The sequence below is a fragment of the Streptomyces sp. NPDC102451 genome (genome assembly GCF_044765485.1).
GTDB lineage: Bacteria > Actinomycetota > Actinomycetes > Streptomycetales > Streptomycetaceae > Streptomyces.
The window spans coordinates 445422-462508 of the sequence record NZ_JBIWKD010000005.1; the positions used below are offsets into that span (position 1 = coordinate 445422).

The 17087-nt window shown below is 72.0% G+C and carries 14 protein-coding genes and 1 pseudogene; 7 read left to right on the plus strand and 8 right to left on the minus strand.

Annotation, left to right across the window (positions count from 1 at the left end; translation table 11 throughout):
* Positions 1-173 precede the first annotated feature (173 nt).
* Positions 174-1271 carry a peptidoglycan-binding protein gene (locus ACIRD8_RS14960; RefSeq protein ID WP_403990403.1) on the plus strand — a complete coding sequence of 366 codons (1098 nt, stop codon included), beginning with the start codon at positions 174-176 and terminating at the stop codon, positions 1269-1271.
* A 121-nt stretch (positions 1272-1392) separates the two neighbouring features.
* Positions 1393-1998 carry a DUF4291 domain-containing protein gene (locus tag ACIRD8_RS14965; RefSeq protein ID WP_403990405.1) on the plus strand — a complete coding sequence of 202 codons (606 nt, stop codon included), beginning with the start codon at positions 1393-1395 and terminating at the stop codon, positions 1996-1998.
* Here ACIRD8_RS14965 and ACIRD8_RS14970 read toward each other — a convergent pair.
* Complete coding sequence (locus ACIRD8_RS14970; RefSeq protein ID WP_403990408.1) at positions 1964-2518, minus strand: hypothetical protein; 555 nt, start codon at positions 2516-2518, stop codon at positions 1964-1966. The genes ACIRD8_RS14965 and ACIRD8_RS14970 overlap by 35 nt on opposite strands.
* A 111-nt stretch (positions 2519-2629) precedes the next feature.
* On the opposite strand from ACIRD8_RS14970, the gene ACIRD8_RS14975 reads away from it, so the two are divergent.
* The gene (locus ACIRD8_RS14975; protein ID WP_403990411.1) at positions 2630-4069 is read left to right on the plus strand and encodes a sensor histidine kinase; all 1440 of its coding nucleotides are present in this window, start codon (positions 2630-2632) and stop codon (positions 4067-4069) included.
* Between the two features lie 7 nt (positions 4070-4076).
* A complete protein-coding gene (locus ACIRD8_RS14980) occupies positions 4077-4760 on the plus strand; it encodes a response regulator (protein WP_403990413.1) in 684 nt (227 codons plus the stop codon).
* A gap of 33 nt (positions 4761-4793) precedes the next feature.
* Here ACIRD8_RS14980 and ACIRD8_RS14985 read toward each other — a convergent pair.
* A pseudogene (locus tag ACIRD8_RS14985) lies at positions 4794-5426 on the minus strand (phosphatase PAP2 family protein); the annotation flags it as partial.
* A 344-nt stretch (positions 5427-5770) separates the two neighbouring features.
* On the opposite strand from ACIRD8_RS14985, the gene ACIRD8_RS14990 reads away from it, so the two are divergent.
* From ACIRD8_RS14990 to ACIRD8_RS15000, 3 genes are all read left to right on the plus strand, one after another.
* Complete coding sequence (locus ACIRD8_RS14990; RefSeq protein WP_403990416.1) at positions 5771-8500, plus strand: alpha/beta fold hydrolase; 2730 nt, start codon at positions 5771-5773, stop codon at positions 8498-8500.
* Positions 8497-9387: an ABC transporter permease gene (locus tag ACIRD8_RS14995; protein ID WP_403990419.1), complete on the plus strand. Its 891-nt coding sequence runs from the start codon at positions 8497-8499 to the stop codon at positions 9385-9387. Before ACIRD8_RS14990 ends, ACIRD8_RS14995 begins: the two co-directional genes overlap by 4 nt.
* 126 nt (positions 9388-9513) lie before the next feature.
* Positions 9514-11112, plus strand: coding sequence for a von Willebrand factor type A domain-containing protein (locus tag ACIRD8_RS15000; protein ID WP_403990422.1), 1599 nt, complete (start codon positions 9514-9516; stop codon positions 11110-11112).
* Between the two features lie 37 nt (positions 11113-11149).
* Here ACIRD8_RS15000 and ACIRD8_RS15005 read toward each other — a convergent pair whose 3' ends face one another.
* From ACIRD8_RS15005 to ACIRD8_RS15030, 6 genes are all read right to left on the minus strand, one after another.
* Positions 11150-11464, minus strand: a complete 315-nt coding sequence (locus ACIRD8_RS15005; RefSeq protein WP_099172653.1) for an L-rhamnose mutarotase — start codon at positions 11462-11464, stop codon at positions 11150-11152.
* 32 nt (positions 11465-11496) lie between these two features.
* The gene (gene rhaS / locus ACIRD8_RS15010; RefSeq protein ID WP_403990425.1) at positions 11497-12582 is read right to left on the minus strand and encodes a rhamnose ABC transporter substrate-binding protein; all 1086 of its coding nucleotides are present in this window, start codon (positions 12580-12582) and stop codon (positions 11497-11499) included.
* A 34-nt stretch (positions 12583-12616) separates the two neighbouring features.
* Positions 12617-13672, minus strand: coding sequence for an ABC transporter permease (locus tag ACIRD8_RS15015; RefSeq protein ID WP_403990428.1), 1056 nt, complete (start codon positions 13670-13672; stop codon positions 12617-12619).
* A complete protein-coding gene (locus tag ACIRD8_RS15020) occupies positions 13656-14708 on the minus strand; it encodes an ABC transporter permease (protein ID WP_403990431.1) in 1053 nt (350 codons plus the stop codon). Before ACIRD8_RS15020 ends, ACIRD8_RS15015 begins: the two co-directional genes overlap by 17 nt.
* A complete protein-coding gene (locus ACIRD8_RS15025; RefSeq protein WP_403990434.1) occupies positions 14705-16228 on the minus strand; it encodes a sugar ABC transporter ATP-binding protein in 1524 nt (507 codons plus the stop codon). The genes ACIRD8_RS15020 and ACIRD8_RS15025 overlap by 4 nt, the downstream gene beginning before the upstream one ends.
* Before the next feature lie 263 nt (positions 16229-16491).
* The gene (locus ACIRD8_RS15030) at positions 16492-17043 is read right to left on the minus strand and encodes a GNAT family N-acetyltransferase (protein WP_403990437.1); all 552 of its coding nucleotides are present in this window, start codon (positions 17041-17043) and stop codon (positions 16492-16494) included.
* Positions 17044-17087 lie beyond the last annotated feature (44 nt).

Consider the following 17087-nt stretch of genomic DNA (forward strand, 5'->3'; position numbering starts at 1 on the left):
TCACTGACTGATGCGGCTTCCGTACAGCGCTGGGCGTGGGAAGCAAACTTTGCCATCGTAATGACTCGTCGGGGAGCGCAGTCAGTCCCCCGGTGAACGGCAGGAGCTCCGCACGTGGTCGGCCCATTCGGGTCGTCGCGCCACAATCCAAGGGACACGGGGGATCAGAAATCATGTCACTTCGCAGCCGGTTCACGCGCCGCACCCGGATCGCTCTCATCGGCATCGCCGCCGGAGGTGTTGCTGCAGCAATCGTCGTCGTACCGTCGCTCGCCGACAGCGGCTCCTCGGAGCCGGCGGCCGTCGCCGCCCAGGCCGACTACGGGCCGGAGCCCGAGGCCGACAGCAAGCTCGTCACGCAGGTCGGCGAGCTGTCGACCATGGCCACGTCCACGCTCTCGCCCGACACGATGATCAACCGGGCCCGCGTCTGGCTCACGGCCAACAACGGTGGCCCGGTGCCGTACAGCATGGAGCGCAACTGGAAGGACGGCTACCGTCAGGACTGCTCCGGCTTCGTCTCCATGGCGCTCGGGCTGGGGAAGCCCGGCCTGAACACCGTCGGGCTGGCCGACTCGCGAAGCGGCGTCACCAAGCGCCTCAGCAGCGTGAGTCAGCTGAAGAAGGGTGACCTGCTGATCGACTACAGGACCGACGACGGCGACTTCCGCCACGTGGTGATCTTCGAGAAGTGGGCCAACACGGCGCACAGCGCCTACTGGGCGTACGAACAGCGCGGTACGTACGGCACGACCCACCGGCAGCTCAAGTACGGGATCGGCAGCGACAACTACGACCCCTTCCGTCCGGTCAAGCTGGGCGGCGGCAGTGGCGGTGGCGGCGGCGGGCAGGTTCCGGCCCCGAGCGTCTCCTGGCCGGTCCTCAAGAGCGGGTCCAAGGGCGCGGACGTGAAGTCCGCCCAGCAGCTGCTGGCCGCCCAGGGCTACTCGATCGCGGCCGACAGCAGCTTCGGCCCGAACACCCGCGCCGCGGTGGTCAAGTTCCAGAAGGCCCGGGGCCTCGCAGCCGACGGGGTCATCGGTCCGAACACCTGGTCCAAGCTGATCAAGGTGGTGAAGTCCGGCTCGTCCGGCGCGGCGGTGAAGGCGGCGCAGACGCAGCTGAACGTCTACGGCTACGGTCTCTCGGTCGACGGCGGCTTCGGCACGAAGACGAAGTCGGCGACGGTCGCCTTCCAGAAGAACCACAAGCTGCAGGTCGACGGCGTGATCGGCCCGAACACCTGGCGCACCCTGCTCGGATCCCGCTGACACGAGCGGTACCGGCGGCTCCTCCCCACCGCGGCGCGGTGCGGGGGAGCCGCCTCCGTGCGTGGCCGGCCGAGGCGAAAACCAGATGCCGCGACACGCCGGGGTCCCGCATCCTGGGCGCATGAACGACCGTACCGACCCGCCGCGTTACGAGATCCGCGCGCAGCACACCGACACCACCGTCACCGTGTACCAGGCCTACTCACCGGCCATCGGGCTGCCCGCCGCCCGTGACGGGCGCTTCCCACCCGCCTGGAAGCGCGACCGGATGACGTGGATCAAGCCGAGCTTCCTGTGGATGATGTACCGCTGCGGCTGGGGTATGAAGGAGGGCCAGGAGACCGTGCTCGCCGTCGAGATCACCCGTGACGGCTTCGCCTGGGCGCTGGAGCATGCCGAACTCTCGCACTACGTACGGAAGGTGCACGAGGACCAGGGCGCCTGGAAGCGGGCGCTGCGGTCCGCGCCCGCGCGCGTCCAGTGGGACCCCGAGCGCGATCTCGCCCTGAACCCGCTGCCGTACCGCTCGCTCCAGCTCGGGCTCTCCGGGGAGGCCTCCCGGCGGTACGCCGACGAGTGGACCGTGTCCGTCCGCGATGTCACACCCCTGGCCCGCGAGGTGCACGCGGCGGTCCGCGCGGGGGAGCGGGACCGGGCCACCGCCCTGCTGCCCGTGGAGACACCGCTGGATCTCAGCGCTCCCCGTCCGGTCCCCGCCACCCCGTGAGTTCCAGCAGGTCCGCGGCGATCTCCACCACCGTCCGGCCGTCCGTGGCCACCCGCGCCGTGTCCGGCGGGGCGTTCTCGTCCAGGAGCCTGGCCTTGCGTGCACTGCCCGCGACCTCGCGGTCCAGGGCGGAGCCGATCTCCCGGGCCGAGAGCCGGGCCAGCGCCGTGGCGTCCGACGCGGTGAGCAGCGCGCGGACGATCCGTACACCGGGGCCCATCGCCCGCTCGAACATGGCGGCCGAACCGGGCAGCACGCTCACCGTGTTGGTGTAGATCAGCCGGTGGTGGCCGAGTGCGGCGTAATTCCGCCACACGGCGGCCAGGTTGGCCTCGGTGATCGCCGCGCAGTGCGGGTCGTCAGCCGGGGGCGGGTGGACCTGGCCGAGGTAGTCGCCCTCGACGATCGCGTGGGCGACCCCCGCCTCCCGCAGCCGGTCGGAGACCTCCCAGCCCACCGTCGTCTTGCCGACGCCGGCCCGGCCGCCGATGAGGAGCACCTCGGGACGCTTCGCGTTCATGGCGGGAGCCTGACAGCGGGCGCGGCACCGCTGCCATCGAATTTCCTGGCTGGATACGACCCTGACTTTCGGCAGTGCCGGGCAGGCCCCCGATTCCGTACCGTCGGGCCGGTGAACCTGAACCTGATGCCGCGCCGGGACATGGGCGGGGAACGTGTGGCGGCTGTCCTGGTGCCCGCGGCGGTGGCCGTGTCCGGCGGGCTGGCCCTGGTGGACCCGTGGTGGGCGGCGGCGACCGTGGTGGCCGCGTTCCTGGCCGGCCGGGGCCCCGGACGTACGGGAGCCGTGGTCGGTTCGCTGGCCGCCGTGCTCGCCGCGGGAGTGGTGGCCGCCTCGCTGGTGCCGCCCCTGCTGGCGCTCGGTACCCGGTTCGTCGGGGTGCTGGTCCTGGGCGTCCTGCTGCCCTGGTTCGCCGGGCGGTTCTGGCGGCAGTACCAGGAGCTGGTCCGGGCCGGCTGGGAGAGGGCCGAACAGCTGGAACGCGAAAGGCGGTTGGTCGCGGAGCAGGCCCGGCTGGCCGAACGGGCCCGCATCGCACAGGACATGCACGACGTGCTCGGCCACGACCTGAGTCTGATCGCCCTCTCGGCGGGGGCCCTCAAGCTGGCACCCGGCCTCGACGACCAGCACCGGCGGACCGCCCAGGACATCAGGGCGCGGGCCGCCACGGCGGTCGAGCGCCTGGGCGAGGTCATCGGCGTCCTGAGCGAGGACACGGCCAGGCCCCCGCTGCGGCCGCAGGGGCAGGAGCTCACCGAACTGGTCGGTGACGCGGCCGGGTCCGGGCTGCGGGTCGAACTGAGGGTGGACGGCGAGGAGGACGGGCTTCCTCCCGTCGTCGGGCGGGCCGTGCACCGGGTCGTGCAGGAAGCGCTGACCAACGTGGCCAGGCACGCGCCCCGCGCGACGACGACCGTCCAGGTCAGGCACTCGGAGACGGAGACCGAGGTGGCCGTCGTCAACGGTGCCGCGAAGGCCCCGGCCGGGCCGCCGCCGGGGCAGGGGGGCCGCGGGCTCATCGGGCTCGACGAGCGGGTCAGGCTCGCCGGGGGCACCTTCGAGCACGGGCCCCGGGACGGCGGTTACGCCGTGTCGGCGCGGTTGCCGCACCACCTCCCGGCACGGCTGCCGGACCGCCCCGCACCGGGCACGGCCGGACCGTCGGGGGCCGGGGCGCCGTCGGAGTTCCGCAGCGCGCGGCGGCGTACGGGCCGCGCCCTCGCCGTCGCGCTGCTGGTCCCGCTGGGCGCCGGCGCGGTGCTGGGCGCCGCGGTGACCGGGTGGGACATGGTGGCGGCGGCACGCTCGACCCTCGATCCGGGGGACTACGCCCGGCTCCGGGTGGGGCAGGATCGTGCAGAGGTGCGGCGGGTGCTGCCGGACCGCCAGTCGGTCCACCGGCCGACGGGTGGTGAGCGGCCCGAGGGACGAGGAGTGACGTGCGAGTACTACGCGATGACGGCCGACCGCTTCGACAGCCGGTCCGGGGACGCCTACCGGCTCTGCTTCCGCGACGACACGCTGATCTCCCTCGACGCCCTGGCCGGGTGAGCGCGCGATGACCCGGGTGCTGATCGCCGACGACGAGCCGATGATCCGGGCCGGTGTGCGGGCCGTGCTCTCCACCGACCCGGACATCGAGATCGTCGCCGAGGCCGCCGACGGACACGAGGCGGTGGAACTGGTGCGGCTCCACCGCCCCGACGTGGCCGTGCTCGACGTACGGATGCCGAGGACCAACGGCATCGAAGCCGCGGCGGAGATCGGCCGGATCGCCCCCGCCACCGGCGTCATCATGCTCACGACCTTCGGCGAGGACGACTACATCCTGCGGGCGCTCGGCTGCGGGGCCGCCGGTTTCCTCATCAAGTCGGGCGAGCCCGAGGAACTCGTCGCGGGGGTACGCGCGGTGGCCGGCGGCGCCGCCTATCTCTCACCGAAGGTCACTGCCCGTGTGGTCGCGCACCTCGCGTCCGGCGGGGCCGGTGACCGGGCCGGGCGCCGGGCCGCCGCCCGGGAGAAGGTCGCCGGGCTGACCCCCAGGGAACGCGAGGTGCTGTCGCTGCTCGGCGGCGGGCTGACCAACGGGCAGATCGCCCGGCGGCTCCATGTGGTGGAGGGGACCGTCAAGGCGCATGTCAGCTCCGTCCTGTCCCGCCTCGGTGTGGAGAACCGGGCCGCCGCCGCCGTCGTGGCCCACGAAGCGGGTGTCACGCCCGCCCGGACGGCCGAGAACGGCTGAGACGGCGCGCTCCACCGGCCGCTGGGCGACGATCAGGACCGCCGCCACCACGGCCGCACCGAGCAGCGCGCCGGCCAGCACGTCGTGCGGGTAGTGGACCCCTGCCAGGACGCGCAGCAGTGCCGCCGCCACGGCCAGCGGCACTGTCACCGCGGCCAGACGGGGCCGTCGGAGCGCGAGCCCCGTCGCCAGTGCGGCGGCCAGGGTGGCGTGGTTGCTGGGGAACGACCAGTCCCCGGCCTCCGGGCACCCGGCCACCGCCTCGGCACCGGGCACGGCCCGGCAGGGGCGTTCCTCGTCGACCACCAGTTTCAGTGCCTCGCTGACGGCGTACGCCATCACGGTCCCGGTGCCGGTCAGGAGGGAACCGGCGGCCAGGCGTGGGTCCCCGCGGCGCACCGCCGTCCAGCCCAGCAGGAGCAGCAGCAGGCCCAGGGCGATCAGTGTGATCTCGGTGAGCGGCTCCAGGAGGCGGGCCGCCCCGGGCGTGTCCGCGACCGCCGCCGTCAGCGACCGGTACACGGACACGGAGACGCCCCGGGTGACCTCGGTGGGCTCGGCCCGGCCGAGCCCACCCGGTGACAGGAGCGCGACGGCACCGCCGGCCGACGCCAGAAGGGCTGCCGCGCGGAGCAGGCGGGCGGCCCGGGAGTGTGGGTTCGTCATGCCGACGAACGTAGGAGCGGCGGCCGGGCGGGCACCCGGGCCGAACGGCAGGGTCCGTACGGGACGTTCGTCAGGGGTCGCGACCTGCCGCTCCTCGGCGTCGGACGGTCAGAACTCCCAGGTCAGCATCGAGAACACCCCGTCGTCGGCCGCTCCCGCCGAGCGGTGGGCGGCGAGGAGCTCGGCCGTGGTGGTGGCGGGGCGGATGTGCACGTATGGGCCTTTCGCGAGGTCGGTGTACCGCAGGCGGAGTACGGGTGGGCCGTGCCGTACCTCTCAGGGAGGCCGGGGAGCTCCCCCTGGCGGCATCCTGGTGCACCGTGCGCTCCGTTTAGGGTCGAGTCATGGAGAAACCGACTTCCCGGTGGCGGCACCGGCTGCCCCGTACCCCAGGCCGGTGGGCCGCGGTGGTCGCCGCCCTCGCCGTGCTCGTGGGCGCCGGGACCTGGAACGCCGTCGCCGACGACAGCGCCCCGACCGTGCACCGGCAGGACCGGATGATGAAGATGAACGGGGTGTCGGTCGACACGTCGTACTTCACGTCCGGCGGCACGAAGCCCCGGCCGGCCGTCCTCATCGGGCACGGTTTCGGCGGCAGCAAGAACGATGTGCGCGCCCAGGCCGAGAAGCTGGCCGCCGACGGGTACGCCGTCATGACCTGGTCCGCCCGTGGATTCGGGAGGACGACCGGGGAGATCACGCTCAACGCCCCCGACGGCGAGGTCAAGGACGTCTCCGGCCTCATCGACTGGCTGGCCGGCCGCCCCGAGGTCCAGCTCGACGCGAAGGGCGACCCGCGCATCGGGGTCACCGGCGCTTCGTACGGTGGTGCCGTGTCGCTGCTGGCCGCCGGGTACGACGAGCGGGTCGACGCCATCGCCCCCGTGATCAGCTACTGGAACCTCGCCGACGCGCTCTTCCCGGACGGGGTGTTCAAGAAGCTCTGGGCCGGGATCTTCGTCTCCTCCGGCGGCGGCTGCGAGAGGTTCCAGAAGCAGCTGTGCGAGATGTACGAACGGGTCGCCGTCAGCGGCACCCCGGACGCGGCCGCACGGAAGCTTCTGGCGGAACGTTCCCCCGAGGCCGTGGCCGACCGGATCGACGTGCCCGCGCTCATCCTCCAGGGCCAGAGCGACTCGCTGTTCCCGCTCGGCCAGGCCGACGCCATGGCCAAGGCCATCAAGGCCAACGGCGCGCCCGTCTCCGTCGACTGGATCGCCGGCGGACACGACGGAGGGGACGACGAGGGCGACCGCGTCCAGGGCCGGGTCGGCGACTGGTTCGACCGGTACCTGAAGCAGGACAAGGGCGCCGACACCGGGCCCGGCTTCCGCGTGACCCGGACCGGAGGCGTCGACTCCACCGACGGCGCAGCCCTCAAGCGCGGCGCGAGCAGCGCCTCCTACCCCGGCCTGACCAGCGGCCGACGGAAGATCCCCCTCACCGGCGCCGGGCAGCAGCCCGGGACGGGCGGCGCGATGGACCGGCCCGGGACCGGCGGCGGACAGAGCGCCCCCGCCGGGAACCTGACGCAGACCTTCCGCAACCCCGCCGGGGCCAGCCCGCCCTCCGTCTCCGCCCTCCCCGGCATCGGGGGCGGGCTCTCCCAGCTGTCCTCGCTCGGCGTCGGGCTCTCCCTCGACTTCCCCGGGCAGTACGCCCGCTTCGACTCCGCCCCGCTGGACGGCGCCGTCCATGTCACCGGATCGCCCACGGTCCGCGTGAACGTGAAGGCGGACCAGGGCGACGCCGTGCTGTTCGGCAAGGTCTACGACGTCTCGCCGGACGGGAAGCAGCAGGTGTTGCCCTCCCAACTCGTCGCGCCGTACCGCATCACCCCCGAGGAACAGGGCAAGCCGGTCGAGCTGACCCTGCCCGCCGTCGACCACGAGGTCGAGGCCGGGCACAGCCTCCGCGTCGTCCTCTCCGCGACCGACCTCGCCTACGCCTCACCGGCCGAGCCCGCGACGTACACCGTCTCCCTCGACGGACCGCTGACCGTCCCCACGGCACCCGCCGTGAAGACCGCCGCGGCCACCATGCCCTGGTGGACCTGGGGACTCCCGGCGGCCGGGCTCGTCATCGCCGCCGCCCTCCTGCTCACCGCACGCCGGCGCACCGCCACCCCCGCCCCCGACCCGGAGCTGGCCGGAGTCCCGCTGCAGATCACCGGGCTCTCCAAGAAGTACTCCGGGTCCGCCGACCGGTACGCCGTGCGCGACCTGGGCTTCCGTGTCGAGAAGGGGCAGGTCCTCGGCCTCCTCGGACCGAACGGCGCGGGCAAGACCACCACCCTGCGCATGCTGATGGGTCTCATCACCCCCGACGCCGGTGAGATCCGCGTCTTCGGGCACGCGATCCGCCCCGGGGCGCCCGTGCTGTCCCGGGTGGGCTCCTTCGTCGAGGGCGCCGGCTTCCTCCCGCACCTGTCGGGCCGCTCCAACCTGGAGCTGTACTGGCAGGCCACCGGGCGCCCCGCCGAGGACGCCCACATCGACGAGGCCCTGGAGATCGCCGGACTCGGCGACGCCCTGGCCCGCGCCGTACGCACCTACTCCCAGGGCATGCGGCAGCGGCTCGCCATCGCCCAGGCCATGCTCGGCATGCCGGACCTCCTCATCCTCGACGAACCGACCAACGGGCTCGACCCGCCCCAGATCCGCGAGATGCGGGACGTCATGATCCGGTACGCGGCCGGCGGCCGGACCGTGATCGTCTCCAGCCACCTCCTCTCCGAGGTCGAACAGTCCTGCACCCACCTGGTGGTCATGGACCGGGGACAGCTCGTCCAGGCCGGTCCGGTCGCCGAGATCACCGGCTCCGGCGACATGCTGCTCGTCACCACCGGCGCCGAGGTGGCCGAACCGCTCGTGGACAAGGTGGCCGCGCTCCCGGGCATCGGCTCCGCCGTCCCCCTCGACGACGGTCACGGCCTGCTGGTCCGCCTCGACGGCGCCACCGCGTCACAGCTGGTCGCCGAACTGGTCCGTCTCGACGTGCCGGTGACGGGCGTCGGGCCGCACCGCCGCCTGGAGGACGCGTTCCTCACCCTCATCTCCCAAGGATCCGCATGAGCTCCGCACCAGAGATCCAGGCACTGCCCGAAGCCCCCGGCTACCGCCCGCGCCGCACCCTGCCGCTGCGCGTGGAGGCGATGAGGCAGCTGCGCAGGCGCCGCACCCTGCTGATGTTCGGGGTGCTGGCGGCCCTGCCGTTCATCCTGATCATCGCCTTCGCGGTCGGCGGCACCCCCGGCGGCGGTGAAGGGGGCGGCGGCGGAGGCGGTTCGCGGATCAACCTCATGGACGTGGCGACGGAGTCCGCCGCGAACTTCGCGGCGACCTGCCTCTTCGTCTCCGCCGGCTTCCTGCTGGTGGTGCCGGTCGCACTGTTCTGCGGGGACACCGTCGCCTCCGAGGCCAGCTGGTCCTCGCTGCGCTACCTGCTCGCCGCGCCCGTGCCCCGGGCCAGGCTGCTCTGGAGCAAGCTCGTCGTGGCGCTCGGCTTCAGCCTCGCCGCGATGCTGATGCTGCCGCTCGTCGCGCTGGCCGCGGGAGCGGTGGCGTACGGCTGGGGGCCGCTGAAGCTGCCCACCGGGGGCGCCCTCGCCACCTCCGACACCGTGCCGCGCCTCGCTCTCGTCGTCGCCTTCGTCTTCCTCTCCCAGCTGGTCACCGCCGGGCTGGCGTTCTGGCTGTCGACGAAGACGGACGCACCGCTCGGCGCGGTGGGCGGCGCGGTCGGACTGACCATCGTCGGCAATGTCCTGGACGCCGTCACCGCGCTCGGTACCTGGCGTGAATTCCTGCCCGCGCACTGGCAGTTCGCGTGGGCCGACGCGCTCCAGCCCGACCTCGAATGGGGCGGGATGGTGAAGGGCGCGGCCGTATCGGTGACCTATGCCCTGATTCTGTTCGCGCTCGCCTTCCGGGGGTTCAGTCGTAAGGACATCGTGTCCTGACCTTGACGTTCCGCCCCGCCGGCGCCTGTTGTTGCGCCATCGAGACGGTTCCGCAACGCTTCCGACGACTCCGCCCGGCCACCTCGTACGTCACATTCACAGATGTCCACGACGTGGGGGGTACGTATGGAACGCAAGGCATGGACGCATCGGGGAGCACTCGCGCTCCTCCTGGCGGGCGGGATCCTGGTCACCGGCTGCAGCGGTTCGGGCACGAGCAACGACTCCGCCACCGTCGACCGCAGTGTCCCGGGCAGCGGCGGGCCGGCCGGGGGCAAGAGGGCCCCCACCGCTCCGTCCGCCGCCCCGGGACAGCAGGAGGACGGGGCGAGCGAGGCGGAGGACGGCGCGGACCGCGAGAGCGTCGCGCCCGACTACCTGTCGACCTTCGCCCTGGACGTGGACACCGCCAGCTACGGATACGCCCGCCGCACCCTGGGCGACGGGCAGCTGCCGGACGCCGCCACGGTGCGCCCGGAGGAGTTCGTCAACAGCTTCCGCCAGGGTTACGAGCAGCCCAAGGGCAACGGCTTCTCGGTGAGCGTCGACGGCGCCCGGCCCGACGCCGCCGACTGGTCGCTCGTACGGGTCGGGCTGGCCACCAGGGCCGCATCGGACACGGGGGAACGCCCGCCCGCCGCACTGACCTTCGTCGTCGACATCTCCGGATCGATGTCCGAAACCGGCCGCCTCGACCTGGCGAAGACCTCGCTGGGCATCCTCGCCGACGAACTGCGCGACGACGACTCCGTCTCCCTGGTCACCTTCAGCGGCCAGGCCGAGACCCGGCTCCCGATGACCCGGCTCCAGGGCAACCGCACCAGGATCCGGGACGCCATCGAGGAGATGGAACCCGCCGACTCCACCAATGTGGCGGCCGGCGTCGAGGTGGGCTACCGGGAAGCGGTCGAGGGCCACCGCGAGGGCGCCACCAACCGGGTCGTCCTGCTCTCCGACGCACTCGCCAACACCGGTGCGACGGATGCCGACACGATCCTGGAACGCATCGCCGACGCCCGCAAGGAGTACGGCATCACCCTGTTCGGCGTCGGGGTCGGCAGCGACTACGGCGACGAGCTGATGGAGCACCTCACCAACAAGGGGGACGGGAACACCACGTATATCGCCGACGAGGCCCAGGCCAGGAAGGTCTTCGTCGACCAGCTGCCCGCCCACGTCGAACTCCGGGCCCGTGACGCCAAGGCCCAGGTCGCGTTCGACCGCAGGACCGTCCAGCAGTTCAAGCTCATCGGTTACGAGAACCGAAAGGTCGCCGACGAGGACTTCCGGGACGACAGCGTCGACGGCGGCGAGGTGGGCCCCGGCCACACGGTGACCGCGCTCTACGCCGTACGGCTCCGTGAGGGCGCCTCCGGCCGGGTGGCCACGGCGACCGTGCGCTGGCTGGACCCGAAGACACGGAAGGCACACGAGGAGACCGGGACGGTCGGGACCGCTGCGATCGACGGGAAGCTGTGGGGCACCGCCGGCGCACGCCTCCAGGTGACCGCGGTGGCCGCCTACTTCGCGGACACGCTGCGCGGCGGCGACCTGCCGGGCACCCCGGCGCTCGGTCAACTCGCCACCCGGGCACGGAAGCTGGCCTCCTCCACCGAGGACAGCTCGGTGGACAAGCTCGCCACGGCGATCGAGCAGGCCGACCGGATCAGGAACGGCGGTGGCGACGAACCGCCGGGTGACGAGGGCGAGGGCGAACTCGGCTGACACGACCGCCCCGGCTGTCCGTGACAGCCGGGGCCGGTCACGCCAGGTGGAACACCTCGGTCAGCGGGACCATGGCCTCGTCGGCGGCCTCCGGCTGCTCGAAGAACTCGCCCATCTCCCGCTGCCACCGGGCGTTGACCTCCGTCGCCGCCATCGCCTCCCGGGCCGCGTCGAAGTCCTCCGTCTCCAGATAGCCGACCAGCAGGCCGTCCTCGCGCAGGAACAGCGAGTAGTTGTGCCAGCCCGCCTCCGACAGCGCGGCCAGCATGTCCGGCCACACCGCCGCATGGCGCTCGCGGTACTCGTCCTTGCGGTCCTCGCGGACCTTCAACAGAAAGCAGACGCGCTGCATGGAGCCGGCCCCTCCGGTCAGGTGTCGGTCGGTCAGAAGTCGAACGAGTCGATGTTCTTCGCGTCGAAGACGGTCGGCTCACCGAGGATGACCTCGCCGTCCTTGCCGACGGTGTACTCACCGAGCTTGCCCGCCTTGAACTTCTCGCCCTCCGCCCCGGTGATCTGCCCCGACGCCAGCGCGGCGGCCGCGTACGAGCCGAGATAGCCGAGCTCCTCCGGGTTCCAGAGCGAGAACTGCTCGACGGTGCCGTCCTTGACGTACGTGCGCATCTGGTTCGGGGTGCCGAGCCCGTTGAGGACGACCTTGCCCTTGTACGAGGAGTCGCTCAGGTAGCGCGCCGCCGCGGCGATGCCGACCGTCGTGGGGGAGATGATGCCCTTGAGGTCCGGGTAGGCCTGCATGAGGCCCTGCGTCTGCTGGAAGGACTTCTGGTCCGCGTCATCGCCGTACGCGACCTTGACCAGCTCCATGTCCTTGTACTTCGGGAGCTTCAGCTCCTGCTTCATGTACTCGATCCAGGTGTTCTGGTTTGTCGCGTTCTGGGTGGCCGACAGGATCGCGACCTTGCCCTTGTAGCCGATCTGCTCGCCGAGGTGCTGGACCAGACTGCGGCCGATCTCCTCCGAGCCGGCCTGGTTGATGAAGAGCTGGCGGCAGTCCTTCGCCGTGTCCGAGTCGTACGCCACGACCTTGATGTCCTTCTTCATGGCCTGCTTCAGCGGGCCGCACACCGCGTTGGGGTCGTTCGCCGCCACGAGGATGGCGTCCTGGCGCTGCTGGATCAGGGTGTTGATGTAGGAGACCTGCGAGGACGCGCTCGCGTCGGACGGGCCGACCTCCTTGCCCGTGCCGCCGTACTCCTTCGCCGCCGCGATGCCCGCCTCGTCGACGATCTTCTCGTACGGGTTGTTGATCTGCTTCGGCAGGAAGGCCAGCTTCAGGCCCTTCTTCAGCGGTGCGTCCGGATCGGCCTTCGCGGAGCTGCCGGCCTTCGCGCTCCCGCTCTCCTTGCTGTCCTTCGTGGTGCCGGAACAGGCGGTGAGGGCGAGGGCGAGCGATACGGTGGTGGCTGCGGTCGCGACGGCGCGGCGCCCTGCGACATTGCGGAGCATCATGGCGGCGTGTGCCTTTCGAAGGGGTACGGGGCGTTCAGGACGACTGGGGCGAGTGAGTGTTCGCGGCCCTCCTGTGCCGGCGTTCGACGACGGTGGCGATGACCCGGGGGGTCAGGACGGATGCCACGAGCAGCAGCCCGGTCACGATGACCTGCACCTCGTTGGCGATGTCGTTGAGCGTGAGCAGGTTCTTCAGCAGACCGATCAGCAGGACACCGGTGACCGCGCCGAAGAGCGTGCCCTTCCCGCCGTCGAAGTCGATGCCGCCGAGCAGGACGGACGCGATGACGAGCATCTCGAAGCCGAGTCCGTTGTCCGCGCGGGCACTTCCGTACCGGAGGGTGAAGACGACACCGGCGAAGGCGGAGAACAGCCCGGTCACGACGAAGAGCAGCAGCTTGATCCGCTTGACCCGGATGCCGGCGAAGTACGCGGCCTCCTCCTGCGCGCCGATCGCGAAGAGCGAGCGGCCGAGCCCGGTGGCGTGCAGCACCACCGCGGTGACCACGGCCAGGACGAGAAAGAGCAGCACCGGATAGGTGAGGAAGGTGCCGGGGACGGTCGTGGTGTCGACGGCCCAGTCCGCGTAGACCTGCGGGAAGTCCGTCACCGCGTCGCTGCCGAGCGCCACCGAGGCCAGACCCCGGTAGAGCGCCAGGGTGCCGATGGTGACGGCCAGGGACGGCAGCCCCACCCTGGTGACCAGCCAGCCGTTGAGGAGACCTCCGGCGACGCCCACCAGCAGCACCACCGGCACGATCATCTCGAACGCCCAGCCCGCCTCCCACAGCGCACCGGTCAGCGCGCTGCCCAGGCCCAGCATGGAGGCCACCGACAGGTCGACCTGCCCGGCGACGACCAGGAGGGTCATCGGCAGGGCGATCAGGGCGACTTCGGCGATGTCGTTGAAGGCGAACGCGAGGTTCTCGCCCGAACCGAAGCCCTCCGTGGTCCCCAGCCCGACGACGAGGACCGCCACCAGCAGGACACCGACCGCGGTGTCCCAGCGCAACGCCAGGTCACGCACGGGCGAGCGCTTCGTCGCGGCCCGCGCTGCGGGGGCCGTCTTCGTGTCAGGCGCCGTGGTCATGACGGGCGTTCCTCCTCCTCAGTGCGGCGGTCATCCGCAGGTTCACGATCCGGTCGACGCTGATGGCCAGCAGGAGGAGCGCACCGGTGATGGCGCCCTGCCAGAACGAGTCCACCTTCAGCACGACCAGGACGCTGCCGATGGTGGTGAGCAGCAGGGCGCCGAGCGCGGCGCCCCAGACGGTGCCGGTGCCGCCGGTGATCGCGACCCCGCCGACGACCACGGCGCTGACGACGGTCAGCTCCCAGCCGTGCGCGTTGTCCGCGACGACCGTGCCGAAGCGGGCCAGCCACAGGGCCCCCGCGAAACCGGCCACGGCCCCGGAGAAGGCGTACGCGGCGAGGATCCGGCGGCGGATCGGGATGCCGGCGAGCCGGGCGGCCTCGGGGCTCGACCCGATGGCGTACAGCTCACGCCCCGAGCGGTACGCGCGCAGGAAGTACGCCGTCGCCGCGAGCAGGACGAGCGCGATCAGCGGAAGGTACGGGATGCCCAGCGCGCTGCCGCTGCCGAGGCCCAGGACCGCGTCCGGCACGTCGGAGGCGCTGATCTGCTCGCCCTGCGCCCACCAGTAGTCGACGCCCTGGATGATGTAGAGCATGCCCAGGGTCACGACGAGCGCCGGGACCCTGCCGAAGCTGACGAGGGCGCCGGAGACCAGGCCGCAGACGACGCCGATGGCGATGCCGAGCACCATCACGGTCAGCACACCGTGGTCGCTGCCCGCCACGAACTTCCCGCAGGCGAAGGCGGACAGGCCGACGACGGAGCCGACGGACAGATCGATGTTGCGGGTGATCACGACGGCGGACTGGCCCACCGCGAGCAGTACCAGGATCGACGCGTTGAGCAGCAGGTCCTTGATGCCCTGGTCGGACAGGAAACGCGGGTTGGCCAGGTAGGTGCCGAGGATCAGCAGGGCCAGCGCCCCCGCGATGGAGATCTCCCGCGCCCGGAAGACCGCGTCCACGAGCGAGGAGGCACTCCGCTCGGGCGCCTTCGCGGTGTCCGGGGGGCTCTCGATGGTGGTGGTCATGCCGCCGCCCTCTCGTTGCGTCCGGTCGCCGCGGCCATGACCGACTCCTCGGTGGCGGCCGCGTGCGGGATCTCCGCGACGAGCCGGCCCTCGTGCATCACGAGCACCCGGTCCGCCATGCCGATGACCTCGGGGAGGTCGGAGGAGATCATCAGGACGGCGAGGCCGTCGGCGGCGAGCACGGAGAGCAGCCGGTGGACCTCCGCCTTGGTGCCCACGTCGATCCCGCGGGTCGGCTCGTCGACGATCAGCACGGCCGGGCCGGTCGCCAGCCACTTGGCCAGCACGACCTTCTGCTGGTTGCCGCCGGACAGCACGCCCACGGTGTCGGCCAGCCGGCTGTACTTGAGCTGGAGGCGCACCGCCCAGTCGGCGGCCCGGTCGTGCTCCAGGGCCCGGCTGACGAGCCCGCGCTTGCGGACCTCGGCCAGGCCGGTGAGGCCGATGTTCCGCTCGATCGACATATCCATGACCAGCCCCCGCTGACGCCGGTCCTCCGGTACGAGCGCGAGCCCGGCGTCCATCGCGGCGGTCGGCGAACCGGGGCGCAGCACCGTGCCGGCCACCCTCACCTCGCCCGCGTCGGCGCGGTCGACCCCGAAGACCGCCTGGGCGACCTCGGTGCGCCCGGCGCCGACGAGCCCGGCGAGCGCGACGATCTCGCCCCGGCGGACGTCGAAGGACACATCGCGGAAGACACCCTCGCGGGTCAGCCGGTGTACCGACAGGGCGACCTCGCCGACCTCGGCGTCCTGCTTGGGGTAGAGGTCGCCGAGGTCACGGCCGACCATCCTGCGCACCAGATCGTCCTCGGTGAGCCCCTCCAGCGGCTCGGAGGAGATCCACCGGCCGTCGCGCAGGGTCGTGACCCGCTGGCACAGTTCGAAGATCTCGTCCAGGCGGTGCGAGATGAACAGCACCGCCGCGCCCTCGGAGCGCAGCGCACGGACGACGGAGAACAGCCTGGCGGTCTCGCTGCCGGTCAGGGCGGCCGTCGGCTCGTCCATGATCAGGACGCGGGCGTCGAAGGAGAGCGCCTTGGCGATCTCGACGATCTGCTGGTCGGCGATCGACAGCCCGCGGGCGGGGCGGTCGGGCGCCAGATCGACCCCGAGTCTCCGCATCAGCGCGGCGGTGGTCGCGTGCACGGCCTTGCGGTCGATGCGGCCCAGGGACCGTCGGGGCTGACGGCCCATGAAGATGTTCTCGGCGACGGACAGGTCGGGGAAGAGCGTCGGCTCCTGGTAGATGACGGCGATGCCGGCGTCGCGGGCGTCCGCCGGGCCGTGGAAGACGACGGGCTCGCCGTCGAGGAGCACCTCGCCGCCGTCCGGGCGGTGCACCCCGGCCAGGGCCTTGATCAGCGTCGACTTGCCCGCACCGTTCTCACCCGCGAGTGCGTGGGCCTCGCCGGGGAACAACTGCAGGGACACGTCCCGCAGGGCCCGTACGGCACCGAAGGACTTGCTCACGCCCTTCAGCGCCAGGACCGGGACCGGGTCCGGGGCGGACTGGTTCATGGGAGCTCCTCAGCGGAGGGACCGTTCCGCTCCGTCCGCCGTGAAAGGTTTCAATGAGGTTGCTCGGAAGCTAAACGGGGATTGTGGGCGCCGTCAATGGGTTGATGGCGAGAAGTTCCAGGAACAGATGCGCTGTACGGGCTGAATGGGGGGAACGGGTGGGCACCCTTGACAGTCCTCGGGGTGGGCCACTATCTTCCCGCTGCTTGAATCGATTCACATCGGTTGGTGTCGATCCGCGTAACGGTCGTGCATCGCTCCACTCACACACGCCCTGCGGGATGGCCCGGCCCGAGGAGCACGACGAGCCCGGCCCGGCCGGGTACCGGCACCGGGACCTGATGCCACCCCGCGCGCCGGTAGAAGCGCAGCGTCGCCTCCGCGTGTACGGACGTGAGCAGCCAGCACCGCCCGTCCGGGGCGGCCCCGGTGACCGCCGACAGCAGGGCCGCGCCCAGCCCGGCGCCGCGTGCGTCCGGGGCGACGGCCAGCTCGTCGACCTCCAGGGCCCCGCACAGCCAGCCCTCGACACGGTCGGGGCCGAGCGCCTCGGCGACGTGCCCGTAACTGCGGCCGGTGGGGAAGGCGCCGGGTGTGGTCCAGGCGGTGGCGAAGCCGCTCACGGTGCCCTCGTCGAGGGCCAGCGCGGCGGTGAACCCGGGGCGTACGGCGTCGGCGGCGAGCCGCTCGACGTACTGCGCACCCGCCGAGGGGTCCTCGTTCCACGGCGGCGCCGAGAACACATCGGCGTACACCTGGCGGATCCCGTCGGCGTACGCGGGAAGGCTCGTGCCCTCGACCAGCCGGACCCGCATGACCGCACCACTCCCCGCCCCTGGACCGTTCCGGAAAGGATAGG

Bases quoted from the DNA above. Each gene is read 5' to 3' on its own strand.
- ACIRD8_RS15005 (WP_099172653.1), bottom strand. From the start codon at position 11,464: ATGCAGCGCGTCTGCTTTCTGTTGAAGGTCCGCGAGGACCGCAAGGAC.
- ACIRD8_RS14995 (WP_403990419.1), top strand. From the start codon at position 8,497: ATGAGCTCCGCACCAGAGATCCAGGCACTGCCCGAAGCCCCCGGCTAC.
- ACIRD8_RS14965 (WP_403990405.1), top strand. From the start codon at position 1,393: ATGAACGACCGTACCGACCCGCCGCGTTACGAGATCCGCGCGCAGCAC.
- ACIRD8_RS15020 (WP_403990431.1), bottom strand. From the start codon at position 14,708: ATGACCACCACCATCGAGAGCCCCCCGGACACCGCGAAGGCGCCCGAG.
- ACIRD8_RS15030 (WP_403990437.1), bottom strand. From the start codon at position 17,043: ATGCGGGTCCGGCTGGTCGAGGGCACGAGCCTTCCCGCGTACGCCGAC.
- ACIRD8_RS14960 (WP_403990403.1), top strand. From the start codon at position 174: ATGTCACTTCGCAGCCGGTTCACGCGCCGCACCCGGATCGCTCTCATC.
- rhaS (WP_403990425.1), bottom strand. From the start codon at position 12,582: ATGATGCTCCGCAATGTCGCAGGGCGCCGCGCCGTCGCGACCGCAGCC.
- ACIRD8_RS15015 (WP_403990428.1), bottom strand. From the start codon at position 13,672: ATGACCACGGCGCCTGACACGAAGACGGCCCCCGCAGCGCGGGCCGCG.
- ACIRD8_RS14990 (WP_403990416.1), top strand. From the start codon at position 5,771: ATGGAGAAACCGACTTCCCGGTGGCGGCACCGGCTGCCCCGTACCCCA.
- ACIRD8_RS15025 (WP_403990434.1), bottom strand. From the start codon at position 16,228: ATGAACCAGTCCGCCCCGGACCCGGTCCCGGTCCTGGCGCTGAAGGGC.
- ACIRD8_RS15000 (WP_403990422.1), top strand. From the start codon at position 9,514: ATGGAACGCAAGGCATGGACGCATCGGGGAGCACTCGCGCTCCTCCTG.
- ACIRD8_RS14970 (WP_403990408.1), bottom strand. From the start codon at position 2,518: ATGAACGCGAAGCGTCCCGAGGTGCTCCTCATCGGCGGCCGGGCCGGC.
- ACIRD8_RS14980 (WP_403990413.1), top strand. From the start codon at position 4,077: ATGACCCGGGTGCTGATCGCCGACGACGAGCCGATGATCCGGGCCGGT.